General features: G+C 73.6%; 22 protein-coding genes and 1 pseudogene. 19 read left to right on the top strand and 4 right to left on the bottom strand.

The genetic code is table 11. The features are described from left to right. Nucleotides 1–47: 47 nt before the first annotated feature. Nucleotides 48–1,796: a sensor histidine kinase gene (locus MET2598_RS0115700; RefSeq protein ID WP_036270818.1), complete on the bottom strand. Its 1,749-nt coding sequence runs from the start codon at nt 1,794–1,796 to the stop codon at nt 48–50. A gap of 286 nt (nt 1,797–2,082) precedes the next feature. On the opposite strand from MET2598_RS0115700, the gene proB reads away from it, so the two are divergent. The 11 genes and pseudogenes from proB to MET2598_RS0115645 all read left to right on the top strand — a co-directional run bounded on the left by proB (nt 2,083) and on the right by MET2598_RS0115645 (nt 12,520). Beyond that, nucleotides 2,083–3,204 (top strand): glutamate 5-kinase, encoded by a 1,122-nt coding sequence (gene proB, locus MET2598_RS0115695; protein WP_012333956.1) that lies wholly within the window; start codon nt 2,083–2,085, stop codon nt 3,202–3,204. 516 nt (nt 3,205–3,720) lie between these two features. Further along, nucleotides 3,721–4,080 (top strand): annotated as a pseudogene (locus MET2598_RS38155) (DUF3828 domain-containing protein); the annotation flags it as partial. Between the two features lie 118 nt (nt 4,081–4,198). Beyond that, nucleotides 4,199–5,494, top strand: coding sequence for a glutamate-5-semialdehyde dehydrogenase (locus MET2598_RS0115685; protein ID WP_012333958.1), 1,296 nt, complete (start codon nt 4,199–4,201; stop codon nt 5,492–5,494). Between the two features lie 6 nt (nt 5,495–5,500). Further along, entirely contained in the window at nt 5,501–6,118 is a 618-nt protein-coding gene (locus MET2598_RS0115680) for a nicotinate-nucleotide adenylyltransferase (RefSeq protein ID WP_012333959.1), read from the top strand. Between the two features lie 141 nt (nt 6,119–6,259). Next, nucleotides 6,260–6,625 (top strand): ribosome silencing factor, encoded by a 366-nt coding sequence (gene rsfS, locus MET2598_RS0115675; protein WP_012333960.1) that lies wholly within the window; start codon nt 6,260–6,262, stop codon nt 6,623–6,625. Between the two features lie 21 nt (nt 6,626–6,646). Then, nucleotides 6,647–7,135 carry a 23S rRNA (pseudouridine(1915)-N(3))-methyltransferase RlmH gene (gene rlmH / locus MET2598_RS0115670; RefSeq protein ID WP_012333961.1) on the top strand — a complete coding sequence of 163 codons (489 nt, stop codon included), beginning with the start codon at nt 6,647–6,649 and terminating at the stop codon, nt 7,133–7,135. After that, nucleotides 7,132–8,424: a murein hydrolase activator EnvC family protein gene (locus MET2598_RS0115665; protein WP_012333962.1), complete on the top strand. Its 1,293-nt coding sequence runs from the start codon at nt 7,132–7,134 to the stop codon at nt 8,422–8,424. Before rlmH ends, MET2598_RS0115665 begins: the two co-directional genes overlap by 4 nt. Continuing rightward, a complete protein-coding gene (locus MET2598_RS0115660) occupies nt 8,424–9,746 on the top strand; it encodes a S41 family peptidase (RefSeq protein ID WP_026190749.1) in 1,323 nt (440 codons plus the stop codon). Before MET2598_RS0115665 ends, MET2598_RS0115660 begins: the two co-directional genes overlap by 1 nt. Before the next feature lie 140 nt (nt 9,747–9,886). Then, a complete protein-coding gene (locus MET2598_RS0115655; RefSeq protein WP_018261482.1) occupies nt 9,887–11,077 on the top strand; it encodes a divergent polysaccharide deacetylase family protein in 1,191 nt (396 codons plus the stop codon). Nucleotides 11,078–11,278: 201 nt separating this feature from the next. After that, nucleotides 11,279–11,827 carry an RNA pyrophosphohydrolase gene (locus MET2598_RS0115650; RefSeq protein ID WP_018261481.1) on the top strand — a complete coding sequence of 183 codons (549 nt, stop codon included), beginning with the start codon at nt 11,279–11,281 and terminating at the stop codon, nt 11,825–11,827. A gap of 45 nt (nt 11,828–11,872) precedes the next feature. Continuing rightward, nucleotides 11,873–12,520: a DUF2939 domain-containing protein gene (locus MET2598_RS0115645; protein WP_018261480.1), complete on the top strand. Its 648-nt coding sequence runs from the start codon at nt 11,873–11,875 to the stop codon at nt 12,518–12,520. On the opposite strand, the gene MET2598_RS0115640 is transcribed toward MET2598_RS0115645, so the two are convergent. Next, nucleotides 12,514–14,010, bottom strand: coding sequence for a carbohydrate porin (locus MET2598_RS0115640; protein ID WP_018261479.1), 1,497 nt, complete (start codon nt 14,008–14,010; stop codon nt 12,514–12,516). The two genes, MET2598_RS0115645 and MET2598_RS0115640, sit on opposite strands and share 7 nt — an antisense overlap. Nucleotides 14,011–14,371: 361 nt before the next feature. Here MET2598_RS0115640 and MET2598_RS0115635 point away from each other — a divergent pair, with 361 nt between their 5' ends. Continuing rightward, nucleotides 14,372–14,806 (top strand): Hsp20 family protein, encoded by a 435-nt coding sequence (locus MET2598_RS0115635; protein ID WP_012333968.1) that lies wholly within the window; start codon nt 14,372–14,374, stop codon nt 14,804–14,806. 85 nt (nt 14,807–14,891) lie between these two features. Then, nucleotides 14,892–15,143: a DUF1150 family protein gene (locus MET2598_RS0115630; RefSeq protein ID WP_012333969.1), complete on the top strand. Its 252-nt coding sequence runs from the start codon at nt 14,892–14,894 to the stop codon at nt 15,141–15,143. Between the two features lie 60 nt (nt 15,144–15,203). Here the strand turns inward: MET2598_RS0115630 and MET2598_RS0115625 are convergent, their stop codons facing one another. Further along, complete coding sequence (locus MET2598_RS0115625) at nt 15,204–15,962, bottom strand: alpha/beta hydrolase (protein ID WP_018261478.1); 759 nt, start codon at nt 15,960–15,962, stop codon at nt 15,204–15,206. Nucleotides 15,963–16,069: 107 nt separating this feature from the next. On the opposite strand from MET2598_RS0115625, the gene MET2598_RS0115620 reads away from it, so the two are divergent. The 3 genes from MET2598_RS0115620 to MET2598_RS0115610 all read left to right on the top strand — a co-directional run bounded on the left by MET2598_RS0115620 (nt 16,070) and on the right by MET2598_RS0115610 (nt 19,873). Continuing rightward, nucleotides 16,070–17,365, top strand: coding sequence for a glycosyltransferase family 4 protein (locus MET2598_RS0115620; protein WP_012333971.1), 1,296 nt, complete (start codon nt 16,070–16,072; stop codon nt 17,363–17,365). Nucleotides 17,366–17,602: 237 nt separating this feature from the next. Continuing rightward, nucleotides 17,603–18,124, top strand: a complete 522-nt coding sequence (infC, locus tag MET2598_RS0115615) for a translation initiation factor IF-3 (protein ID WP_012333972.1) — start codon at nt 17,603–17,605, stop codon at nt 18,122–18,124. Nucleotides 18,125–18,391: 267 nt separating this feature from the next. Next, nucleotides 18,392–19,873: an AMP nucleosidase gene (locus tag MET2598_RS0115610; RefSeq protein ID WP_012333973.1), complete on the top strand. Its 1,482-nt coding sequence runs from the start codon at nt 18,392–18,394 to the stop codon at nt 19,871–19,873. Here MET2598_RS0115610 and MET2598_RS0115605 read toward each other — a convergent pair. After that, complete coding sequence (locus MET2598_RS0115605; protein ID WP_012333974.1) at nt 19,842–20,633, bottom strand: HesA/MoeB/ThiF family protein; 792 nt, start codon at nt 20,631–20,633, stop codon at nt 19,842–19,844. The two genes, MET2598_RS0115610 and MET2598_RS0115605, sit on opposite strands and share 32 nt — an antisense overlap. A gap of 152 nt (nt 20,634–20,785) precedes the next feature. Between MET2598_RS0115605 and dapE the strand changes: the two genes are divergently transcribed. From dapE to MET2598_RS0115590, 3 genes are all read left to right on the top strand, one after another. Beyond that, complete coding sequence (gene dapE, locus MET2598_RS0115600) at nt 20,786–21,976, top strand: succinyl-diaminopimelate desuccinylase (RefSeq protein WP_018261476.1); 1,191 nt, start codon at nt 20,786–20,788, stop codon at nt 21,974–21,976. Nucleotides 21,977–22,029: 53 nt separating this feature from the next. Further along, nucleotides 22,030–22,611, top strand: a complete 582-nt coding sequence (locus tag MET2598_RS0115595) for a hypothetical protein (protein WP_012333976.1) — start codon at nt 22,030–22,032, stop codon at nt 22,609–22,611. A gap of 150 nt (nt 22,612–22,761) precedes the next feature. Beyond that, nucleotides 22,762–23,697: a class I SAM-dependent methyltransferase gene (locus MET2598_RS0115590; protein WP_018261475.1), complete on the top strand. Its 936-nt coding sequence runs from the start codon at nt 22,762–22,764 to the stop codon at nt 23,695–23,697. Nucleotides 23,698–23,716: the final 19 nt, after the last annotated feature.

Below are 23,716 nucleotides of genomic sequence, written 5' to 3'. Positions count from 1 at the left end.
CAATCAACGGCGCGGCACCGATCAGGTTTCGGTCCCGGTCCCGCGCCTCACGCGGGTGCCCGCCACGGCTCCTGCAGGGCGCTCAGGGGGGCTTCCAGCGTACAGACCAGCCCGGAGGGCGCGAAGGTGAGCGTCACCGCGCCGCCCACCTCCGCGGCGAAGCTGCGCTCCAGCAGCCGCGTGCCGAAGCCCCTGCGGAGGGGCGGCTGGTCGATCGGCGGGCCGCCGCGCTCGGTCCAGGTCAGGCGCAGGCGCGGCCCGGCGGGGGCCGGCTCGACCGTCCAGGCGAGATCGACGCGGCCCGCCGGTGTCGCGAGCGCCCCGTACTTCGCGGCGTTGGTCGCGAGTTCGTGCAGGGCCATGGCGAGGGCGAGGGCGGGTTTCGCCGCGAGCGTCAGGTCGGGGCCCCGGGCGCGGATCCGCACCGCGTCCGCCGCCTCGTGGGCGCCGCGGGCGGCCTCGATGATCTCGGTGATCGGGGCGGCCTTCCAATGCGCCTCGGTCAGGATGTCGTGCGCCCGCCCGAGGGAGATCAGCCGCCCGGCGAGGGCCTCCCGCGCCTCGTCGAGCCCGCTCACCCCGCGCAGGGTCTGGGCCGCGATGGCCTGCACCATGGCGAGGGTGTTCTTCACCCGGTGCTGCAATTCGTGGGTGAGGAGCCGCTGGTGCTCCTCGGCCTCCTTGCGGTCCTGGATGTCGAGGTCGTTGCCGAGCCAGCCGATGATCGCGCCCCGCTCGTCCCGCACCGGCGCGGCGCGGATCAGGAACCAGCGGTAGGTGCCGTCGTGCCGGCGCAGCCGCGCCTCGGTGTCGTACTGGATTCCCTCCCGGCGCGCCCGCGCCCAGGCCACCTCCAGCCCCGGCAGGTCGTCCGGATGGACCGCGCGGGCCCAGCCGTCCGGCAGCGCCTCCTCGGGGCTCTGGCCGGTGTAGCGATACCAGAAGGCGTTGAGGTAGCTGAGCGACCCGTCCGGCCGGCCCTCCCAGACGATGCCCGGGGCGAGTTCGGTCAGCTGCCGGAAGCGGGTCTCGCTCTCGCGGGCGCGCTGCGCGGTCTGCTTCTGCTCGGTGATGTCGACGCTCGCCCCGGCGAAGCGCGAGGCCGCGCCGTCCTCGCCGCGCATCAGGCGGCCGCGGGCGAGGAGCCAGCGCCAGGACCCGTCCGGCTGGCGCACCCGGTACTCCGCCGAGAACGCGTCCCGGCGCCCCGACAGCACCCGGTCGAGCTCCGCCTCGAAGGCCGGCACGTCGTCGGGGTGGAAGGTCCGGGTGAAGGCCGCGAGCGGGGCGCCGCGGGCGGCGTGCTCCGGGTCGACCGAGTAGATCCGGGCGAAGTTCGCGTCCGCGAAGACGAGGTCGCGGCGCAGGTCCCACTCCCAGATGCCGACCATGCCGGCGGCGCCGAGGGCGAGGTTCAGCCGATCCTCGCTCTGGCGCAGCCGCTCCTCCTGGTCGCGCTGGGCGGTGCGGTCGCGCAGGATCTTCAGGTAGCCCAGGTGATGGCCCGCCTCGTCGCGCAGCGGCTGCATCTCGCCGCTCGCCCAGAAGCGGCTGCCGTCCTTGCGCAGGTGCCAGCGCTCGTCCGGACCGGTGCCGGTGAGGCGCGCGTTGCGCATCTCCTCCTCGGGGACGCCGCGGCGGACGTCCGGCTCGGTGAAGAAGCGGGCGGCCGGCTGGCCCAGCATCTCCTCCTCGCTCCAGCCGAGGATGCGCCGCGCGCCCTCGTTCCAGCTGGTGACGGACCCGCTCTCGTCGAGGGTGATGATGGCGTAGTCGGTGGCGCTCTCCAGGATCATCCGCTGGAGCTGCTGATCGCGATGCGCGCGCCGGTGCGCGACCTCATCACCGGGTGCGATGGGCCAGTTCATGATCGTGTGAGGCGGGAGGTGGAACCAAGGATCCCTCCTGCGCCGGCTTCCCGGCGACAATGAGGATCCTTGGCCGTTGCAGGCCTTGGCCGTTGGCCACCTCGGCCGCGCGCATCCTCGCCCGTCGGCCTCCGCAGGCCCGGCGGGGGCTGTCCACGGGCCCCGTCTGCGGCTATGCGCGGCGAGGCTCCGCTCACCCTCACCCGGCCGCTCCATGACCCCCGCCCTCGACCAGTTCCGCCGCGTCGTCCTGAAGGTCGGCTCCGCCCTCCTCGTCGACCGGGCGCGCGGGCGCCTGCGGCACGCCTGGCTCGCCGCCCTCGCCGAGGACATCGCCGACCTGCACGGGCGCGGCGTCGACGTGCTGGTGGTCTCCTCGGGCTCGATCGCCCTCGGGCGGACCGTGCTGGGCTTCCCGCCCGGGGCGCTGCGCCTGGAGGAGAGCCAGGCCGCGGCCGCGGTGGGGCAGATCGCGCTCGCCCGCCACTGGTCGGAGGCGCTGGCGCATCACGGCATCGTCGCCGGCCAGATCCTGGTGACGCCGCACGACACCGAGGAGCGCCGCCGCTACCTCAACGCCCGCGCCACGACGCTGAAGCTCCTCGACATGCGGGCGGTCCCGGTCGTGAACGAGAACGACACGGTCGCCACCTCGGAGATCCGCTACGGCGACAACGACCGGCTCGCCGCCCGCGTGGCGACGATGATCGGGGCGGATCTCCTGGTGCTGTTCTCCGACATCGACGGGCTCTACACGGCGCCGCCGGCCAGCGACCCGTCCGCGCGCCACCTCCCGGTGATCCCGCGCATCACCCCGGAGATCGAGGCCATGGCCGGCGGACCGGCCTCGGAACTGTCGCGCGGCGGCATGCGCACCAAGATCGAGGCGGGCAAGATCGCCGCCGGCGGCGGCACCCACATGCTGATCGCGGACGGGCGCGGCAAGAACCCGCTGCGGGCGGTGGCGGCGGGCGCGCGGGCCTCGTGGTTCCTCTCCGCCTCGACCCCGACGGCGGCGCGCAAGACCTGGATCGCCGGCTCGCTCGAACCCCGCGGCAGTTTGGTGATCGACGCGGGCGCCGAGCGGGCGCTGCAGGGCGGGGCGAGCCTGCTGCCGGTCGGCGTCGCCCGGATCGAGGGCGCCTTCGCCCGCGGCGACGCGGTGGTGATCCGCTCCCTGGGCGGGGCCGTGCTCGGGCGCGGCCTGGTGGCCTATGACAGCGACGACGCGGCCCGCATCATCGGCCGGTCGAGCCGCGAGATCGAGGCGGTCCTGGGCTATCCCGGCCGCGCCGAGATGATCCATCGCGACGACATGGCGCTCGTCGGCGAGTAGGGGCGGCGATCGCGCCCGCCCCCGACTCCGACCGGGCTTCCCCACCGTCGCGCCGCGCTCTATAGCATTGTCCGACGAAGGGGATGCTGGTCCGTCGAAGATAAGGCGGCAGGATCAACGACCTGGAGCAGCGCGCGATTGCACCGTGATCGGGCGCCGCTCTAAGCAGAATTGCATCGGGAATTCTGCTTAGTCTCTTGCTCTCGCATCATTTTCCGCTGGCGCGGTCCTTCGGTTCGCCGCCGAACCGGTGACTGCTTCGGCGCCGGCCGGTCCCGGCCGGCGCAATGATGCTTTGGACCTCGGCGCCCCCCGTGCGGCCGCTTCCTGGACACGAATGCATGACGACGCGACGGATCCCTCCCGCCCTCGCCCTCGCGCTGGCCCTCGCGGCCGGCCCCGCCCTCGCGCAGGCGGCGCCCGACGCGCCGGTTCGCGAGGCCTACCGGATCACGGTCCGCTCCCTCGCCGCGCCGGGACCGGCGAGCGTGCCCCCCCTGGCGGCCGCCGCACCGGCGGACCTTGTTCAGCAAGCGCCTCGCCGCCCTCTTCGCCCGGGACGACCTCTACCAGAAGGAGAGCGGCGATATCGGTCACCTCGACGCCGACCCGTTCCTGAGCGGCCAGGACGGCGAGGTGAAGGACCTGCGCGTCACGGTCGAGACCGGGCCCGCCGAGGGCCGGGCCGAGGTGGTCGCGCGCTTCGTCAGCTTCGGGACGCCGGTCACCGTCCGCTTCCGGGTGGTCGAGGAGGCGGGCGCGTGGCGCATCGACGACATCCTCGACACCGTCGAGGGCAGGGAGGTCCCGGTGAGCGCGCGCCTTACCGCGCCCTACCCGTGCGGCAGCTTCGTCGGAAAACGCTGCCGGCGCTGAGCTCTCCGCCGCCCTGCGCCGGCTCAGCTTGTCGCCGGTGGGGGCCCGTGGCATGGAGAGCCGCGCGGCGACCCGACCCGTCGGACCGAACGCCCGCGCGCATCGCAGGAACAGTGCCGTGTCCGTGCTCAGCCTGAAGCCCCGCGCCGGGGCCGACGACGTCGACGCCCTCATGCGGGAGATCGGCCGCAGGGCGCGCGCCGCCTCCCGGCGCATGGCGCTCGTCCCGGCCCGGGCCAAGGACATGGCCCTGCGGGCCGCCGCGGCCGCCATCCGCGACGCCGCCCCGGTCATCCTGGAGGCGAACGCCGCCGACCTCGCCGAGGCGCGGGGCGCGAACCTGCCCGCCGCGACCCTCGACCGGCTCGCACTGACCCCGGGCCGGGTCGAGGCCATCGCCGCCGCGGTCGAGGCCATCGCGGGCCTGCCCGATCCGGTCGGCCGCCAGCTCGCGGCCTTCGAGCGCCCGAACGGCCTCGCCATCGAGCGGATCTCCACCCCCCTCGGCGTGGTCGGGGTGATCTACGAGAGCCGGCCCAACGTCACGGCCGATGCGGGGGCGCTCTGCCTCAAGGCCGGCAACGCCGCCGTGCTGCGCGCCGGCTCCGAGAGCCTGCGCAGCGCCGCCGCCATCGCGCGGGCCATGGCGGACGGCCTCGCCGCGCAGGGCCTGCCCGCCGAGGCGATCCAGCTCGTGCCCACCCGGGACCGCGCGGCGGTCGGCGCCATGCTGGCGGGCCTCGACGGCTGCATCGACGTCATCGTGCCCCGCGGCGGCAAGAGCCTGGTCGCGCGCGTGCAGAGCGAGGCCCGGGTGCCGGTCTTCGCCCATCTCGAAGGCATCTGCCACGTCTTCGTGCACGCGCGGGCCGACCTCGCCATGGCGCGCGAGATCCTGCGCAACAGCAAGCTGCGCCGCACCGGGATCTGCGGCGCGGCCGAGACGCTGCTGGTCGACCGCGCCTGCGCCGGCACCCACCTGGCGCCCCTCGTCGCCGACCTCCTGGAGGCCGGCTGCGCCGTGCGCGGCGACGCCGAGACCCAGGCGGTCGACCCGCGGGTCACGCCGGCGACCGAGGCCGATTGGCGGACCGAGTACCTCGACGCGGTCATCGCCGTGCGGGTGGTGGACGGGCTCGACGCCGCCATCGACCACGTCGAGACCTACGGCTCGCACCACACGGACGCGATCGTCACGGCCGACGAGGCGGCGGCCGAGCGCTTCCTCGCCGAGGTCGATTCGGCGATCGTGGTGCACAACGCCTCGACGCAATTCGCGGATGGCGGAGAGTTCGGCTTCGGCGCCGAGATCGGCATCGCCACCGGGCGGATGCATGCGCGCGGCCCGGTCGGCGTCGAGCAGCTCACGACCTTCAAGTACCGCGTGCACGGCTCCGGTCAGGTCCGGCCCTGAAGCCAGGTGGGCGTGCGTCTCCCGCCGAGCGCGCCGGGCCTGCGCATCGGGCTCTACGGCGGTTCCTTCAACCCGGCCCATGCCGGCCACCTGCATGTCAGCCAGCTGGCGCTGCGGCGGCTCGCCCTCGACCGGGTCTGGTGGCTCGTGAGCCCGGGCAACCCGCTCAAGGACCGGACGATCCTGGCGCCCCTGGCGGAGCGCGTCGCCGGGGCCGCCGCGATCGCGCGCGACCCGCGCGTCGCCGTGACCGCCTTCGAGAGCGCGATCGGCGCCCGCTTCACCCGCGACTCCCTGGCCTGGCTGCGCCGCCACCGGCCCTTCCCGCTTTTCGTCTGGATCATGGGGGCCGACAGCCTCGCGAGTTTCCACCGCTGGCAGGGCTGGCGCGAGATCGTCCGGTCGATGCCGATCGCGGTGATCGACCGGCCGGGCTTCACCCTCGGGGCCGCCGCGTCCCCGGCGGCGCGGGCGATGGCGCGCCACCGGATCGACGAGCGCGACGCGGCCCGCCTCGCCGGGATGGCGCCGCCGGCCTGGGTGTTCCTGCACGGACCCCGCTCCGACCTCTCCTCGACCGCGCTGCGGCGGGCGTCGTCGGGTGACAGAGATCACGCGCCGTGACACGCGCGTATTGAAAGGCGGGGCCCGGCGCCCTTATCTTGATGCAACGGCGCCGTGTGGCGCGAACGACAGGGGTCGGCACTGAACCAACCACTTTCCCGCGAGGCTCACATCCACGAGCTTCCTGCTCGGCCCGAGGCGGTGCCGCCGGCGGCCGAGGATCGGCCCGACGGGCTCCTGGCGATCGCCCGGCGCTGCCTTGAGGACATGAAGGCCGAGGACACGGTCGAGATCGACCTTGCCGGCAAGACCTCGATCGCCGACGCGATGATCATCACCTCCGGCCGCTCGCACCGCCACGTCGGCTCCATCGCCGAGAAGCTGGTGCAGGAGCTGAAGGCCTCCGGCCACGGCAACGCCCGCATCGAGGGCCTGCCGGCCTGCGACTGGGTGCTGATCGATGCCGGCGATCTCCTGGTGCACATCTTCCGGCCCGAGGTCCGCCACTTCTACAATCTGGAGAAGATGTGGGGGGCCGACCGGCCGGGCGACCGCCTGGCCGGCTGACCCGGTGCGGGCGGCGCAGGGGTGCGCCTCGCCCTCGTGGCCGTCGGCCGCCTGAAGCGCGGCCCGGAGCGGGACCTCGCCGAGGGCTACCGCGCGCGGGCCGACGCGCTGGCGCGGGGCCTCGGCCTGTCCGCGGTCCAGCTCACCGAATTGCCGGAGAGCCGCGCCCGCCGCGCCCCGGACCGCTGCGCCGAGGAGGGCGCGGCGATCCTCGCCTGCCTGCCGGCCGGGAGCGCCGTCATCGTGATGGACGAGGGCGGCAGGGCGGTGACGAGCGCCGGGCTGGCCGAGCAGGTGGCCGCGTGGCGCGACGGCGGCCGGCCCGGTCTCACGATCGTGATTGGCGGGGCCGACGGGCTGTGCGAGAGCGTGCGGCACCGGGCCGACCTCGTCTTCGCCTTCGGGGCCGCCACGCTCCCGCACGGCCTGGTCAGGGTGTTGGTGCTTGAGCAACTATATCGCGTCATGACCATCCTGGCCGGCCACCCCTATCACCGCGGCGCCCCGTGATCCGCCCCCTCCCGCTCCTCGGCTTCCTGCTCGCCTGCGCCGGTGCCGCCGCGCAGGAGCGCGCCTCCGTCCGGCCCGACCCGATCGACCAGGCCCAGGCCGAGAAGGAGCAGAAGGCCCAGAGCCTCAAGGCCCTGGAGGCGGCGCTGGCGGCGAGCGCGGAGGCCCGCGGCCGCCTCGAGAAGGAGGTGGAGGAGCTGAAGGGCGACCGCGCGCGCCTGAGCCAAGCGCTCCTCGACGGAACCCGCCGGGCGCAGGAGGCCGAGGAGCGCATCGGCGTCCTGGAGACGCGCCTGGAGACCATGACGGCGAGCCAGACGGCGATCCGGCGCTCCCTCGAGGCGCGCCGCGGCGTCATCGCCGAGGTGCTGGCGGCGCTCCAGCGGATGGGGCGGCGCCCGCCCCCCGCCGTGCTGGTCCAGCCCGAGGACATGCTGGCGGCGATCCGCACCTCGATGCTGCTCGGCGCCGTCGTGCCCGAATTGCAGGGCGAGGCCGAGACGCTCGCGGGCGACCTCGCCGAACTCGAGCGCCTGCGCGGCCTGATCGCGGCCGACCGGGAGAGCCTGCGCAGGGACCTCGCCGGCTGGGCGGGGGAGCGCCAGCGCCTCGACGCCCTCGTCGCCGCCCGCCAGACCCGCCTCGGCGAGGCCGAGACCGGGCTCGCGGGCGAGCGGGAGCGCGCCGCCGGGCTCGCCGGCCAGGCGCGCAGCCTCAAGGACCTCGTCGACAAGCTCGACGGCGAGATCTCGGCCGCCCGCCGGGCCGCGGAGGCGGAGAGCCGCGAGACCCGCGAGCGCTTCGCCGCCGCGGCCCTGCGCGACCCGGTCCGGTTGGCACCGAAGCTGCCTTTCTCCCAGGTGAGGGGGGTCGTCCCCCGACCGGCGACCGGGGAGGTGGTCAAGGCCTTCGGGGCGGCCGACGGAAACGGCGGAACGACGCGCGGCATTTCGCTCGCGACCCGTCCCCGCGCCGTCGTGTCATCCCCGGCCGACGGGTGGGTCGCCTATGCGGGGCCTTTCCGGAGCTATGGACGTCTCTTGATCATCAACGCGGGCGACGGCTACTATCTCCTTCTGGCGGGCATGGATCAGATCAACGTGGACGTCGGTCAGTTCGTGCTCGCCGGAGAGCCGGTCGCCGCGATGGGGGACTCGGGCTTGGCGCCTTCGGCGGGAGGCGGCGGGCGGAACGATCCCGTCCTGTACGTCGAGTTCAGAAAAGACGGTAGCTCCATCGACCCGGAGCCATGGTGGGCGAAGGCGGCAAGCGAGAAGGTCCGCGGATAATGCGCAAAGTTTCCCTCGTCCTGTTGGGTGCGATCCTGGGCGCCGGGACCGCCACGGTGGCGACCCAGACCCACTTCCTCTCGGGCACCAGCGCGGTAGCGGCCTCCGCCGAAACGTACCGTCAGCTCAGCCTGTTCGGCGACGTCTTCGAGAAGATTCGCACCGACTACGTCGAGAAGCCCGAGGAATCGAAGCTGATCGAGGCGGCCGTCAACGGCATGCTGACCTCGCTCGACCCGCATTCGAGCTACATGGATGCGAAGAGCTTCCGCGACATGCAGGTGCAGACCCGCGGCGAGTTCGGCGGCCTCGGGATCGAGGTGACGATGGAGGACGGCCTCATCAAGGTCGTCACGCCGATCGACGACACGCCCGCCGCCCGCGCCGGCCTGCTCGCCAACGACATCATCACCCAGATCGACAACGAGCAGGTCCAGGGCCTGACCCTCAACCAGGCCGTCGAGAAGATGCGCGGCCCGGTCAACTCGCCGGTGAAGCTCAAGGTCACCCGCAAGGAGGTCAAGGAGCCGCTCGAGATCACGCTGAACCGCGACCTCATCCGCATCAAGCCGGTGCGCTCGCGGGTCGAGGGCGGCGACGTCGGCTACATCCGGCTGACCCAGTTCAACGAGCAGACCTTCGACGGGCTGAAGGCGGCGATCGACAAGATCTCCACCGACGTGCCGAGCGACAAGCTCAAGGGCTACGTCCTCGACCTGCGCAACAACCCGGGCGGCCTGCTCGATCAGGCCGTGATGGTCTCGGACGCGTTCCTCGACCGCGGCGAGATCGTCTCCACCCGCGGCCGCAACCCGGACGAGACGCAGCGCTTCTCGGCCAAGTCCGGCGACCTGACCAAGGGCAAGCCGATCGTGGTGCTGGTCAACGGCGGCTCGGCCTCGGCCTCCGAGATCGTCGCCGGCGCCCTGCAGGACCACAAGCGCGCGACCGTGCTCGGCACGCGCTCCTTCGGCAAGGGCTCGGTGCAGTCGATCATCCCGCTCGGCGGGAACGGCGCCCTGCGCCTGACCACGGCGCGCTACTACACGCCGTCCGGCCGCTCGATCCAGGCCAAGGGCATCGAGCCCGACCAGGAGGTGCTGCAGGAGGTGCCCGACGACCTGAAGGGCAAGGACGAGACCAAGGGCGAGGCCGGCCTGAAGGGCCACCTCAAGCAGAAGGACCAGGAGGAGCGCGGTGGCTCCTCGGCCTACGTCCCGCCGGATCCGGCCAAGGATAAGCAGCTCACCGCCGCGGTCGACCTGCTGCACGGCGTGCAGAAGGGCGCCGCCAACACCGCCAAGAACGGCGTCCCGAACTGACCGGGGCGTCCCGAACCGGCCGGCGGTCTTCTCGCCGGCCGTTAGGGCAGCGTTAACCACGAGGGCCCGCAATGGCGGTCAGGCGACCGTCGCTGCGGGCCTTGTCGTCTGCGGCCGGTCCGAGAGCCGGATGCGCCGCCGTGATCCTCGCCAACGATGCCCTCACCCGACCCCTCGGGATGCGGGACGAGACCCCCTCCCGCCTCGCGCGCCTGCGGGCCGCCATCCCGCTGCGGGCGATCCTGTCGGCCGCGGCGGCCGTCCTGGTCGGGGCCGTCGCCGGGTTCGTCGCCCTGACGGAGGATCCCCTCGGCGGCGAGCCGCACGCCCTGGTGACGATCACCCGGCGCGAGGCCCCGCCCGGCCCGCCGAGCCCGCGCCCGCCCGCCCCGGCGGAGGCCGGGAGCCGCAGCGCGAGCGAGGTCGAGCGCGCCTCGGGCGTGGCGGTGCTGCGGCCGGAGGGCAGTGCCGTGCCGGATTCGGTGGTGATCCGCGTGCCGGGGCCGACCGAGATCCGCCTCGCCCCCGCGCCCGATCCGGCCCTCTCCGAGAAGGGCCGCTACGGGCTGCTGCCGCGCCTCGGGCCGGACGGCGCCCGCGCCCTCGACGTCTACGCCCGGCCGGAGGCGCCCGCCCTGCCGAGCGGCGCGGCGCCGGCCGGCCGGATCGCCCTGGTGGTGACCGGCCTCGGGATCGGGGCGGCGGTGACGCAGGACGCGGTGACCCGGCTGCCGCCCGCCGTCACCCTCGCCTTCGCCCCCTACGGCGCCGACGTGGGCCGGCAGGCGGCCCGCGCCCGCGAGGCCGGCCACGAGGTGATGGTGCAGGCCCCGATGGAGCCCTTCGACTACCCGGACAACGATCCCGGGCCGCAGACGCTGCTCGCGGGCGCCAAGCCCGCCGAGAACGCGGACCGCCTCGGCTTCGTGCTCTCCCGCATCCCGGGCGCGATCGGGGTGGTGAACTACATGGGGGCGCGGCTCACCGCCGAGGCCGGGGCCCTCGACCCGATCCTGCGCGAGATCGGGGCCCGCGGCCTCGGCTTGGTCGACGACGGCACCTCGCCGCGCTCGCTCGCGCTCGACATCGGCCGGCGCGCCCGCGCGCCGGTGGCCCGCGCCGACGTGGTCGTGGACGCGGCGCCGCTCCCCGACGCGGTCGACCGCGAACTCGCCCGGCTGGAGGAGACGGCGCGGCGCAAGGGCTTCGCGATGGGTTCGGCCATGGCGCTGCCGCTCACCATCGACCGGATCGCCCGCTGGAGCCGCGACCTGGAGGCGCGGGGCATCCTGCTCGTCCCGGCGAGCCGCGCCCTCCGGGCGCGTCGGTAGACGCGCCCCCGCGTCGGTAGACGCGCCCCCGCGTCGGTAGACGCGCCCCCGCGTCGGTAGACGCGCCCCCGCGTCGGTAGACGCGCCCCCGCGTCGCCAGACGCGCCCCCGCGTCGCCAGACGCGCCCCGCAGCCTTGTGGCGCCGCGACTTCTCTCGCACAAGGGCGCCAGGATTCCGAAGCGAGCCCGTGCAGGCCCCGATGGCAGACCGCGACACCCGACCGGCCGGCTCCGCCCTGGCCGATCTTCCCTACCGGCCCTGCGTCGGCATCGCCCTGTTCAACCGCGACGGCCTCGTCTTCGCCGGGCGGCGGGCCAGGGAGGCCGGGCTGGTGGCCGAGGCGCCCGCCCATAGCTGGCAGATGCCGCAGGGCGGCATCGACCCGGGCGAGACCCCCGAGGAGGCGGCCCTGCGCGAGCTCTACGAGGAGACGAGCGTGCGGCCGGATTCCGTGCGTCTCCTGGCCGAGGCGCCCGGCTGGTACAGCTACGACCTGCCGAGCGTCGCGGCCGGCCAGCTCTGGAAGGGGCGCTACCGGGGTCAGACCCAGAAGTGGTTCGCCTTCGCCTTCGAGGGGGCCGACAGCGAGATCGACATCCTCCGCCCGGGCGGCGGCGCCCACAAGGCCGAGTTCGACGCGTGGCGCTGGGAACCCCTCGCCAACCTCGCGGAGCTGATCATCCCGTTCAAGCGGCCGGTCTACCAGCAGGTGATCGCCGCCTTCGCACCCTTCGCGCGCCCGGCATGAGGCGGGTTCCGGCCCCGCTGCCCCGGCCGGCGGCGGACTGACCCCATGCGCTGGTGGTGCCTGTTCCTCGCCCTCGTGCTGCTCTGGCTGGGCTACTCGCTCTCGCCCTACCTGGCGCTCTACCGGCTGAGCGAGGCGGTGCGGACCAACGACCTCCCGGCGGTGACCCAGCGGGTGAATTTCCGCACCCTGCGCCTGTCCCTCAGCCGGCAGGCGACGGCCGCCGCCCTGGAGGCGATCGAGGCCCGCCCCGACCTCTCGCCCCGCGACCGCCAGATGCTCACCGACGCGGTGGCGGGGCTGGTCGAGCCCGTGGTCGGCAGCCTGGTGACGCCCGAGATGCTGATGGACCTGCTCGATGACGGCTGGCCCGAGCGCCTCGGCATCGCCCGTCCGGACGGGGCGGCGGGGCCGGGCCGGGGATCGCAGGATCGCGGCCTGCCCGGGCGGCGCGTCTCGGACCTCCTCGCCCTCGCGCGCACCGCCGAGATGCGGGGCTTCCGCGGCGTCGTGTTCAGCTTCCCGCCCGACCGGCCGCGGGCGAGCCAGTACCGGCTGCGGCTGCGCCTGCGCGGCTTCACCTGGCGGGGGGTGGATCTCGAACTCCCGGCCGACCTGCGCGACCGCATCAGCCAGAAGCTCGTCCGCCTGCCCCTGCCGGGCCGGGCCGAGCCGCGCCCCGCCGCTCAGTAGCGGATCGTCGAGCGGATCCCCAGGATCGCCGCGTTGCGCAGCCGCTCGCCGGTGGGCGAGCGCGGGTTCACGCCGTTGCCGCCCGGGTGGAAGACGTACTGGAAGTCCGGCTGCACGGTGATGCCGGGCGCGATCAGCGCCTGGTAGGTCAGTTCGAGCTGTGCCTCGAAGGCGCGCACCGGCCGCGCGACGCCGGTCGCCAGGATCGTGTCGAGGTCGAGGCCGCGGATCGACTGCGAGATCCGCGAATAGGACATGCTGAGGCCGACCGTGTCGTCGGAGCGGCCCGGCAGCAGGCCCTTATAGGCGATGCCGGCATCGACGTAGAAGTCGACGAGGTTGCGGTCGCCGGGCGAGCCGGAGACGCGCACGAAGGCGCTGGCGCCCTCGTCGTTCTTGTCGGGCTCGCGGAACAGCGTCTGGTCGATGATGCCGTAGATGCCGTCATTGCCGCGGAAGCGCCGGGCGATGCCGGTCGTCGAGGGGTCGGCGAGGGGCCGGCCCGAATCGTCGAAGCGCGGGCTGTTGAAGCGGCCGAAATGGTACCAACCGCCCAGCGTGACCGTGCCGGGCTCGTCGATGACCGGGCGCCCGCGATGGCGGCTGTCGAGGTTGTAGGCGTAGGCCGCCTCGGCGATCAGGAGCGGCGGGTCGCCGAGGCGGAAATTCGTGCCGTACCGGTTGCGCCGCTGCGGGTCGGGGTCGAGGCCGGGCCGGGCCGGGCCGGCCGGGTCGCCGTCGAAGAGGCCGACCTGAAGCGAGAAGTTCTTGTTCGGCGTGTATTTCGCCCGCACCGCGGGGGTCGCCAGCGGGTAGGCCGGCCCGCCGCTCGGCAGGTTGACGCCGGTGATGTCCGGCCAGCCATAGGTCGAGTTGACGAACAGGGTCGCGGTCTGGCTGACCAGGAACTCCGTGTCGGCGGCGATCTGGCCGACCTTGAGGCCCAACTGATCGTCGAACAGCTTCTGCTCGATCCAGAGTTCGTAGAGGCGCGAGGAGGGCAGCGCCTCGATGCCGCTGACCACGTCGAGGTTGCCGACGTAGTAGCGGGACAGGCCGGTGCCGTGGATCTGGTAGAAGTTGGTGTGGAAGGCGGCGCCCTTCCAGCCCGCGAGCGTCTCCAGGTCGGCGTCGACCTGGAGATCGAGGCGGCCCTCGTAGATCGCCCCGCGCTTGATCCCGCCCGAGAGGTTGCCCAGCACCTCTCCGACATAGGTGAGGCTGTACTCGATGCCGCGCTTGGCGAGGAAGCTGCGGATCCCGCCCGGATCGGCGGCGGGTCCGAGCAGCCCCTGGATCGAGGTCGTGACGTTGGCCGAGGGCTTGGACGAGGTCTCGGGCTGGGCCACCGACGTCTGCGGGTCGCCGCCCGCGCCCTCGGGCAGGGTCGGCGAGGGCTGCATGGCCGGCGTCGCGACGGACTGGGCAGCGGCACCCGAGCCGAGAGCGGCGCTGGCGAGCAGGGCGGTGAGCCAGGACAGGCGGCGCATCGGAGATCTAACCGGGAGTTGGACCGCCGCGATCGTGGATCGACTGCGACCGGATCAGTTCGGCAGAGCGGTAGCTTGCCCACGGCGCGCTCGCCAGCCTTTCGCGATTGATCGTGGCGGAGGGAATGGCGGATTCCGAGCCGCGTGGCCGCCGCGATACTGCCGCGCTCGGGGGCGCCCGCGCCCCTTGCCCGCGCCCCTTGCCCGCGCCCCTTGCCCGCGCCCCTTGCCCACGCCCCTTGATGGGGCCGGGGCCCCCCGCCATATTGAGGCGGCCGGCGGGGTCCCGCCGGTCGCCTGAGCGCTGCATCCGCGGGCTCACGTCTCGAAGTGCCTCGTCGCAGAAGGGCTTCGTTCGTCCATGTCGCGTCCCTCGCCCTTCGGGCACCCGTTTCTCCTCGGCTTCGACGAGATCGAGCAGGCGCTCGACCGCGTCGCCAAGGCCGCCAACGACGGGTACCCGCCCTACAACATCGAGCGGCTCGCCCGCACCGAGCGGCAGCCGGAGCGCCTGCGCATCACCCTCGCGGTGGCGGGCTTCACGCGCGACCAGCTCGACGTGACGCTGGAGGAGAGCCAGCTCATCGTCCGCGGTCGCCAGACCGACGACAAGAGCCGCACCTTCCTGCATCGCGGCATCGCCGCGCGGCAGTTCCAGCGCGCCTTCCTCCTCGCCGACGGCATGGAGGTGCTGGGCGCGGACCTGTCGAACGGGCTGCTCTCGATCGATCTCGTCCGGCCGGAGCCGGAGCGGATCGTGCGACGGATCGACATCGCCTCGCGCGACGTTGAGTGAGCCGCGTCCTCACCCCTGGTCGCCGGGCCGCCGCGGGGCCCGCGCCGAACCCCACGCTCTGCCACGTCCCGAAGGAGGGCGAACCATGACCGACCGGAACCCGACCATCGATCCCACCGCGCTCGCCGCCCTCGGCGAGGGCCACGTCGCCTACGTGCGGCCGATGACCGCCGACGACGTGAAGCGCCTGTTTCCCCAGGCGCCCGACCTCACCCCCGGCCTGAACCTGTTCGCGCTCCTGTCCGCGAGCGGGGCGCCGATCCTGCTCACCGACAGCCGCGACGCCGCGATCGCCAATGCCTGGGCGCACGACCTCCAGGCGGTGAGCGTGCACTGAGCGGCGGGCCGGCCGGCGGCTCCCGGGACCGGCCTCCCGGTCCCGGAGCGCCGCCTGCCCTCAGGCGATCCCCTCCACCGCCGCGATCAGCCGCGCGAGGCTCGCCGGGTCGGAGAGCCTGTGGTCGCCCTCCTTGATGAGGGTCAGCACCACGCCCCGCTCCGGCAGCGCCTCCACGAGCCGCATCGCGTGCGCCCAGGGGACGTCCGGGTCGGCCATGCCCTGCAGGATGTGGACCGGGCAGCCCGGGTCGATCGGGCCGCCGAGCAGCAGGTGGCGGCGGCCATCCTCGATCAGGGCGCGGGTCACCGGCGTCGGCTCGGGCGAGTAGGCGGAGTCGCGCCGCCACACGCCCTCGCGCGTGATCCGCGCGCGGATCTCCTCCGGCAGCCGCTCCCAGATCAGCGCCTCGGTGAAGTCGGTCGCCGGCGCGATCAGCACGAGCCCGGCCGGCCGGACCCGCCTCGCCGCGAGCAGCGCGACCCAGCCGCCCATCGAGGAGCCGACCAGGATCGGCCGCTCGGGCGCGAAGCGGGCGATCGCCGCCTCCGCGTCGGCGAGCCAGTCGGAGATGGTGAAGGCGGCGAAATCCCCTTCCGATTCCCCGTGGCCGCCGTAATCGAACCGCAGGAAGGCCCGGCCCGTCCGCGCCGCCCAGGCGTCGATCGCCTCGGCCTTGGTGGCCCGCATGTCGGAGCGGAACCCGCCGAGCCAGACGACCGGCGGCCCCTTGCCGTCGCGCGGGATCGTCGCGATCTGGCGGGTGGCGCCGTTCCGAACGACCGGGATCAGGGTGGCGGCGGGGGAGGGAAGGGTCATCGCGGGGCGGTCTCTCCGGGGGCGAGCGTTTACAGATCCGAAATACGATCGGGAGAAGGTCTCGGACCATGCTCGGCGTGACCGAACCTCTAGATCAGGGAGCGCGAATGGGCGCAACGGCCGCGCACAGGGAGGCGGACATCGGAGGATCGCGAGCCAGGACCTGGAGCCCCGCGCCGCCGAGCCAGGCCGCCTCCTTCCGGGCCTCCACGCAGCACCCGCTCGCGGGGGCGACCATCCTGCAGATCATCCCCGAACTCGACGCCGGGGGCGCGGAGCGCACCACGGTCGACGTGGCGGCGGCCCTGGCGGCGATCGGCGCGCGGGCGCTGGTCGCCACCGAGGGCGGGCGGCTCGTCGGGGAGCTGCAGGCGAAGGGCGGGATCTGGGTGCCGTTCCCGGCCCGCACCAAGAACCCCTTCGCGATGGCGGTGAATGTCGGGCGCCTCGTCCGGCTCTGCCGGGCCGAGGGCGTGCGCATCGTCCATGCCCGCTCCCGCGCCCCGGCCTGGGTCGCCCTCGGCGCCCGGCGGCGACTCGGCCTGCCGCTGGTCACGACCTATCACGGCAGCTACTCGGGCCGCACGCCGGTCAAGCAATTCTACAACTCGGTGATGGCCCGCGGCGACGCCGTCATCGCCAACTCGCACTACACGGCGGAGCTGATCCGCTCGGCGCATCCGCAGGCGCGCCCGGAGCGGATCCGGGTGATCCACCGCGGCACCGACCTCGCGGCCTTCTCGGCGGCGCAGGTCGGACCCGGGCGGGTCGAGGCCCTGCGCCGGGCCTGGGGCGTCGCCCCGCACGAGCGGATCGTGCTGCTGGCCGCCCGGCTCACCGCCTGGAAGGGCCAGCGCGTCCTGATCGAGGCGGCGGCCGCCCTGCGCGCCAGGGGCATGAGGGACTTCGCCGTGGTCCTGGCGGGCGACGCGCAGGGCCGGGCCGCCTACGAGCGCGAACTCGACGCGCTCGTCGCCGCGCACAACCTCGGCAGCGTCGTCCGGCGGGTCGGCCACTGCGCCGACATGCCGGCGGCGTTGCGGGCGGCCTCCGTGGTGGCGGTGCCCTCGACGGCGCCCGAGGCCTTCGGCCGCGCCGCCGTCGAGGCCCAGGCGATCGGCACGCCGGTGGTGGTCTCGGATCTCGGCGCGGTGCGCGAGACCGTGCTGGCGCCGCCCGAAGTCGCCGCCGCCGAGCGGACCGGCTGGCGCGTGCCGGCCGGGGAGGTGGAGCCCCTCGCGGAGGCGATCGCCGAGATGCTCCAGCTCGGCGCCAGCGCCCGCGACGCGCTCGCCCGCCGCGCCCGCCGCCACGTGGAGCAGAATTTCTCGCTCGAGCGCATGACCGCCGCCACGCTGGAAGTCTATGCCGCTCTCCTGGCCGCGCCGGAGGCCCCGGTCTAGGCCGGAGGACGGATCGACCGCGGCTTCCTCGGACCGACGATGCTTCGGAATCACCGGATCGCAACCAAGTTCCCTTCCGGCGAGTTGACATCTCGCGCGGTTTAGCCAAGGTGCCGCAGTTCACACGAGTGTGTCCGCGCCTCGCCCCACCGTCTCCCCTGGATGTCAGGGGCGGGCCGGCGAGCCGACCGCGGCAGCAATGAGGAGATACCAGCCATTCGCAGACCTATGAGAGCCATGCCGGCCCCGCAGAAGGACGGGCCGCGCGCCAACCGGGACATCCGCGGCGTTCGTGAAGTTCAGCTCATCGACGAGACCGGACAGAATCGCGGAGTCATGGGCTTCTTCGACGCGCTGCAGGTCGCGGAGGAAGCGGGGCTCGACCTCGTCGAGATCGCCCCGAACTCCACCCCGCCGGTCTGCAAGCTCCTCGACTATGGCCGCTACCGCTTCAACGAACAGAAGAAGCAGGCCGAGGCGCGCAAGCGTCAGAAGACGGTCGAGGTCAAGGAGATCAAGCTCCGGCCCGGCATCGACAAGCACGACTACGACGTCAAGATGAAGGCCGTGCAACGGTTCTTCGAGGAAGGCGACAAGGTCAAGGTGACGCTGCGGTTCCGCGGGCGCGAGATGGCGCACCAGGATCTCGGCCTGCGCCTGCTCGAACGCGTCAAGGCGGAGACGCAGGAGATCGCCAAGGTCGAGAGCGAGCCGCAACTCGAAGGCCGCCAGATGATCATGATCCTGGCGCCGCGCTGAGCGCGGGCGCTTGGCCGAGCGCGGGCGCTTGGCCGCGCCGAGCGCGGATGCCGGCCGCGCCGGGCGTGGACGCCTGATCGCCCGCCTTCGCAGGGCACCCGGGAGGCTCGCCTCGCCGGGTTTTTCGGCGTGGGCCTCCGACGACCGCCTTCCGGCCACCGGGCGGCCTTGCCTTCGGGCCGGGGCTGCCGCAACACGGGGGCGGGGACCGGCGGCCCCGGGCCCCCCGGAGGCCGCCCGGCCTGCGCAGCGGAGGGCCGCACGATCGTGTTCGCCGACGAACTGAGACCGATGGAGACGGTGGCCGAGCCGGAAACGGCCGTCGACCGCCTCGCCGCCCTGCACGCCTCCGCGGTGGAGAGCCTCAAGGCCGCCCTCGGGCGCTTCCTGAAGGACGGGGTGCCGCCCCACGCCGCCGAGCGCCTGAGCTTCCGCTACCCGGAACTGCGCCTGACCTACCGGCCGACCGGCCCGATGCCGCGGATCAAGCGGGCCACCGCCAAGTTTCAGGGGCCGGGCATCTACGCCACCACGGTGACGCAGCCCGCCCATTTCCGCGCCTACCTGCTGGAGCAGCTGCGCCCCCTCGTGGCCGATTACGGCGCCACGATCGAGGTCGGCCTGAGCGCCCAGGAGATCCCCTACCCGTACGTCGTCGAGCCCGGGGCCGAGCTGAGCCGGGGCGAGCAGACCTCGAGCGAGCTCGCCCGCGCCTTCCCGACCCCGATGCTCTCCACGGTCGGCGACGAGATCGCGGACGGGCTCTGGCTGGAGGCCGGCGACGAGCCGCGGCCGCTGGCTCTGTTCGACGGGCCGCGCGTCGACTACTCGCTGCGGCGCCTCGTCCACTATACCGGGGCGGATTGGCGGGCGATCCAGCCCTGGATCCTCCTCACCAACTACCACCGCTACGTCGATCAGTTCGTCCGCGTCGGGCTGCGCACGCTCGCCGAGGCGCCCGAGCGCTACGAGCGGCTGGTCCTGCCCGGGGGCGTGTCGGTCACCGCCGAGGAGGCGAGGGAGGCCGATCCGGGCGCGCTCATCGCGGCCTCCCCCTGGCACCGGTTCCAGATGCCCGCCTACCATCTCGTGGCCCGCGACGGGCAGGGCACCACGCTCGTCAATATCGGGGTCGGTCCCTCGAACGCGAAGACCATCACCGACCACCTCGCCGTCCTGCGCCCGCATTGCTGGCTCATGGTCGGCCATTGCGGCGGGTTGCGGCAGTCGCAGACCATCGGCGACTACGTGCTGGCGCACGGCTACCTGCGCCGCGACCGCATCCTCGACGAGCTCGTGCCGCCGGACGTGCCGATCCCGGCCCTGGCGGAGGTGCAGGTGGCGCTCCAGGAGGCCGCCGCCGCCGTGACCGGCGAGCGCGTCGAGGCGCTCAAGCGCCGGCTGCGCACCGGCACCGTCGTGACCTACGACGACCGGAACTGGGAGTTGCGCTGGTCGCAGGAGCGGCGGCGCATCAACCTCTCGCGGGCGATCGGCGTCGACATGGAGAGCGGCACCATCGCGGCCCAGGGCTACCGGCTGCGCGTGCCCTACGGGACGCTGCTCTGCATCTCCGACAAGCCGCTCCACGGGGAGATCAAGCTCCCGGGGGCCGCCAACGCCTTCTACGAGCGGGCGGTGGGCGAGCACCTGCTGATCGGCCTCGCCACCCTCGACCTGCTGCGCCGCGACCGCGGCCGGCTCCACTCGCGCAAGCTCAGGAGCTTCGACGAGCCGCCGTTCCGCTGAGCGGGTTGTCCGGGTCGTAGGCGTAGGACAGGGTCTCGAAGCGCAGCGAGCGGGCATCGACCATGAGCAGGCGCCCGACCAGCCCCTCGCCGAAGCCCGTCACCTCCCGGATCACCTCGAGCGCCATCATCGAGCCCATCAGCCCGGCGAGCGCCCCGATCACGCCGGCCTCGGCGCAGGTCGGCACCGCGCCCGCGGGCGGCGGCTCGGGGAAGAGGCAGCGATAGGTCGGGTTCGGGCGCCCGTCCGGCCCGGTCTCGTGGGCCCGGATCGTGGTGAGCGACCCGTCGAACTGCCCGAGCGCCGCCGTGACGAGGGGCTTCCCCTGGCGGAAACAGGCGTCCGAGACCGCGTAGCGGGTCGCGAAATTGTCCGACCCGTCCGCCACGAGGTCGTAGGCGCCGACGAGGCGATCGGAATTGTCGGTGCTCAGCCGCGTCGCATGCGTCTCGACCCGCACGTGCGGGTTGAGGCGCGCCACCGCAGCGGCGGCGCTCTCGACTTTCGGGCGCCCGAGGTCGGGCGTGCCGTGGATCACCTGCCGCTGCAGGTTGGAGAGCGACACCGCGTCGTCGTCCACGATCCCAATCGTGCCGAGGCCGGCCGCGGCGAGGTACTGGATCAGCGGCGCGCCGAGCCCACCCGCGCCGACCACCAGCACCCGCGCGGCCTTCAGCCGCGCCTGGCCCGGCCCGCCGACGTCGCGCAGCACGATGTGGCGCGCGTAGCGCTCGATCTCGTCGGGGCTGAGGCTGGTCATCTGCGCGCGTCGCTCCCGGGCCGTCCCTCGGCCGGACCCGCACCGGCTCTCTCCCGAGCACTAACCCCATGCCGGCCGCCCCGGAAGGTCCGCGTTTGCATCCCGGTCCCGCGCCGCTTAAGGGGCGGCCTTCGCCACCGACGGGGCCGCCCGTGCCGACGACACCCTCACCGCTCGCCCTCGCCCAGGGCCTGATCCGCTGCCCCTCCGTCACGCCCGAGGAGGGCGGCGCCCTCGCCTACCTCGCCGGGCTGCTGGCGGCGGCGGGCTTCTCGGTCGAGCGCCCGGTCTTCTCCGCGCCCGGCACGCCCGACGTCGAGAACCTCTACGCCCGCATCGGCGCGGACGGGCCCTGCCTGCTGCTGGCCGGGCATACCGACGTCGTGCCGCCCGGGGAGCCCGCCCTGTGGCGCCACGATCCCTTCGCGGGCGTCGTCGAGGGCGGCGAGCTCCACGGCCGCGGCGCCGTCGACATGAAGGGCGGCATCGCCTGCCTCGCCGCCGCGTCCCTGGCCTTCCTGGCCGAGCGCGGGCCGGCCTTCGGCGGCTCGATCGCCTTCCTGGTCACCGGCGACGAGGAGGGGCCGGCGGTGAACGGGACCGTGAAGCTCCTCGCCTGGGCGCGGGCGCGGGGCGAGCGCTTCGACCATTGCATCCTGGCCGAGCCGACCAACCCCGACGCGCTCGGCGACATGATCAAGATCGGCCGGCGCGGCTCCCTCACCGCCACGCTCACCGTGCTGGGCGCGCAGGGCCACGTCGCCTATCCGCACCGGGCCGAGAACCCGATCCCGGGCCTGATCCGCCTCGCGGGCGCGCTCCTCGCCGCCCCCCTCGACGAGGGCACGGCGCATTTCGACGCCTCCAACCTCGAATTCACCACGATCGACGTCGGCAACCCGGCCTCGAACGTCATCCCGGCGCAGGCCCGCGCCGCGCTCAACATCCGCTTCAACGACCTCTGGAATCCGGCCAGCCTCGAGGCCGAGCTGCGGCGGCGCCTCGACGCGGCGGCCGGGAACGCGGTGCGCTACCGCCTCGACGTGCAGCCGACCAACGCGGTCGCCTTCCTGACCCAGCCCGACGCCTTCGTGGACCTCGTCACCGCCGCGATCGAGGCCGAGACCGGGCGCCGCCCGGTCCTCTCCACCACGGGGGGAACCTCGGACGCGCGCTTCATCAAGGAGGCCTGCCCGGTGATCGAGTTCGGCCTCGTCGGCCAGACCATGCACCAGGTCGACGAGCGCGTCGCGGTGGCGGATCTCGATCGCCTCACCGCCATCTTCCGCCGCATCCTGAATGCCTATTTTCCGGCCAGCCCGCAGCCCGCCGAACGGGCTTGACCCGTATTAGACGAAAGTTGAATCTCGCGCGGTGCGGATTGGCGGGGCGCACCATGCTGGTGAGCGCGGACGAGATCGGACGATCGCTGCGGGGGACGGCGGAGCTCCTCGACCGGCACCCGGGGGCCCTGCGGCGGTTCGACCTGAGCGAGCGCGGCTTCTGGCGCTCCTTCGGCGCGATGGCCCTGACGGCGCCGGCCGCCGTGGTCGCGCTGGCCCTGGAGCGCGGACCGGTCGACCTCGCGCGGGCGCCGCTGCTGCGGCCCGACCACGTGACGCTGGCCGTGATGGGCGGCGTGGTCGCCTGTTTCCTGGCGGTGCCGCTCGGCATGATCGTGCCGGCGCGGCGCCTGGGACTGACCGCCCTCTACGTGCCCTTCGTGGTCGTGACGAACTGGATCCTGGTCCTGGCCTTCCTGGTCCTGTCCCTGCCCGCGCTCCTGCTGGCGCTCGGGCTCTCGACCCCGGGCTTGGCGACGCTCCAATCCGGCGCCTTCGCGGTGATCCTGCTGCGCCTGCACGCCACGGCCGTGCGCCTGACCCTCGGCCTGACCGGGCCGGCGGCGGCCCTCACCAGCCTGGCCTGCGCGGCGGCGGTGGCGGCGGTGGCGAGCGGCGCGCACGCCCTGATTTAACGGGCCGCCGACGCGTCCCGCCGGGCGATTGCCGGCGCGGGGTCCTCGGCGCTATGCCACGGCATCGGCGCGCCGGCGCCGCGGTCGGGATGCGGGGAGGTCCGCCCCGCGCCGCGGCACGGCGCTCGCCGACTCTCGCGAGACGTTGCGATGTTGTTCCGAAAGCGTGCGCCGGCGCCTCACCACGGCTTCCTCGACAAGGTCCAGATCCTGCACCGCGCCGTGTACATCGAGGGCTGGGCGAACGCCCTCGCGCCGAGCCTGCGCTACGAGGGCCGCGACGTCGCCCTGCAGGTCGGCCGGGTGGCGCGTCCCGATCTCGTGCCGATCTTCGGACCGGACGCGCTGATGTGGGGCTTCGTCGCGGTCGGGCTGCTGCCGACCGACCAGATCGACGGGGAGAAGCTGCGCTTCGAGGTCAGTCCGGGGGTGTCCTACGACAATCCGGCCACGCACTTCCCCTGGTCGGGCGACGCGGCCTTCGACGCGATGCAGGACCGCTTCCGCGCCGAGGTCGCCTCCCGCAAGGGCCGGTTCCTGGAGATCGGCAGCCGGGCGCGCAGCGGGACGGTCTACCGCGACGCCTTCCCGCAGGACATCGCGTATGTCGGGCTCGACATCACCGCGGGTCCGAACGTCGACGTGGTCGGGGACGCGCACCACCTCTCCCGCTGCGTCGAGGGGCCCTTCGACTTCGTGTTCTCGATCGCGGTCTTCGAGCACATCCTGATGCCCTGGAAGGTCGCCCTCGAGATGAACAAGGTCATGAGGCCCGGCGGCCTCGCCCTGATCATCTCGCACGGCGCCTGGCCGCTGCACGAGGAGCCGTGGGATTTCTGGCGCTACTCCAAGGAGGCGTGGCGGGGCGTGTTCAACCGGCACACGGGGTTCGAGATGCTGGAGGCGCAGTACAAGCACCCGGGCAGCATCGTCCCGCACCAAGCCGGCAACGCGCATTTCTACCGGATGAGCCTCAGCATGACCTACCTGCTCAGCGGCTGCCTGGTGCGCAAGGTGGCCGATCCGCTGGTGGCCTGGGAGGCCGAGACGGGCGAGGTCTACGACCTCGCCTACGCGCACGCCTGATCCGGGATCGGCTTGATCG

The organism is Methylobacterium sp. WSM2598 (assembly GCF_000379105.1).
Classification (GTDB): domain Bacteria; phylum Pseudomonadota; class Alphaproteobacteria; order Rhizobiales; family Beijerinckiaceae; genus Methylobacterium.
This window is presented reverse-complemented; position numbering and strand designations above follow the sequence as displayed.

What these genes read in the sequence shown, in the direction of transcription:
- MET2598_RS0115635 (WP_012333968.1), top strand. Translation starts at nt 14,372, where the DNA reads ATGTCGCGTCCCTCGCCCTTCGGGCACCCGTTTCTCCTCGGCTTCGAC.
- MET2598_RS0115625 (WP_018261478.1), bottom strand. Translation starts at nt 15,962, where the DNA reads ATGACCCTTCCCTCCCCCGCCGCCACCCTGATCCCGGTCGTTCGGAAC.
- MET2598_RS0115595 (WP_012333976.1), top strand. Translation starts at nt 22,030, where the DNA reads ATGCTGGTGAGCGCGGACGAGATCGGACGATCGCTGCGGGGGACGGCG.
- MET2598_RS0115650 (WP_018261481.1), top strand. Translation starts at nt 11,279, where the DNA reads ATGGCAGACCGCGACACCCGACCGGCCGGCTCCGCCCTGGCCGATCTT.
- MET2598_RS0115605 (WP_012333974.1), bottom strand. Translation starts at nt 20,633, where the DNA reads ATGACCAGCCTCAGCCCCGACGAGATCGAGCGCTACGCGCGCCACATC.
- MET2598_RS0115645 (WP_018261480.1), top strand. Translation starts at nt 11,873, where the DNA reads ATGCGCTGGTGGTGCCTGTTCCTCGCCCTCGTGCTGCTCTGGCTGGGC.
- proB (WP_012333956.1), top strand. Translation starts at nt 2,083, where the DNA reads ATGACCCCCGCCCTCGACCAGTTCCGCCGCGTCGTCCTGAAGGTCGGC.
- MET2598_RS0115620 (WP_012333971.1), top strand. Translation starts at nt 16,070, where the DNA reads ATGGGCGCAACGGCCGCGCACAGGGAGGCGGACATCGGAGGATCGCGA.
- MET2598_RS0115590 (WP_018261475.1), top strand. Translation starts at nt 22,762, where the DNA reads ATGTTGTTCCGAAAGCGTGCGCCGGCGCCTCACCACGGCTTCCTCGAC.
- MET2598_RS0115660 (WP_026190749.1), top strand. Translation starts at nt 8,424, where the DNA reads ATGCGCAAAGTTTCCCTCGTCCTGTTGGGTGCGATCCTGGGCGCCGGG.
- MET2598_RS0115630 (WP_012333969.1), top strand. Translation starts at nt 14,892, where the DNA reads ATGACCGACCGGAACCCGACCATCGATCCCACCGCGCTCGCCGCCCTC.
- infC (WP_012333972.1), top strand. Translation starts at nt 17,603, where the DNA reads ATGCCGGCCCCGCAGAAGGACGGGCCGCGCGCCAACCGGGACATCCGC.
- MET2598_RS0115640 (WP_018261479.1), bottom strand. Translation starts at nt 14,010, where the DNA reads ATGCGCCGCCTGTCCTGGCTCACCGCCCTGCTCGCCAGCGCCGCTCTC.
- MET2598_RS0115700 (WP_036270818.1), bottom strand. Translation starts at nt 1,796, where the DNA reads ATGATCCTGGAGAGCGCCACCGACTACGCCATCATCACCCTCGACGAG.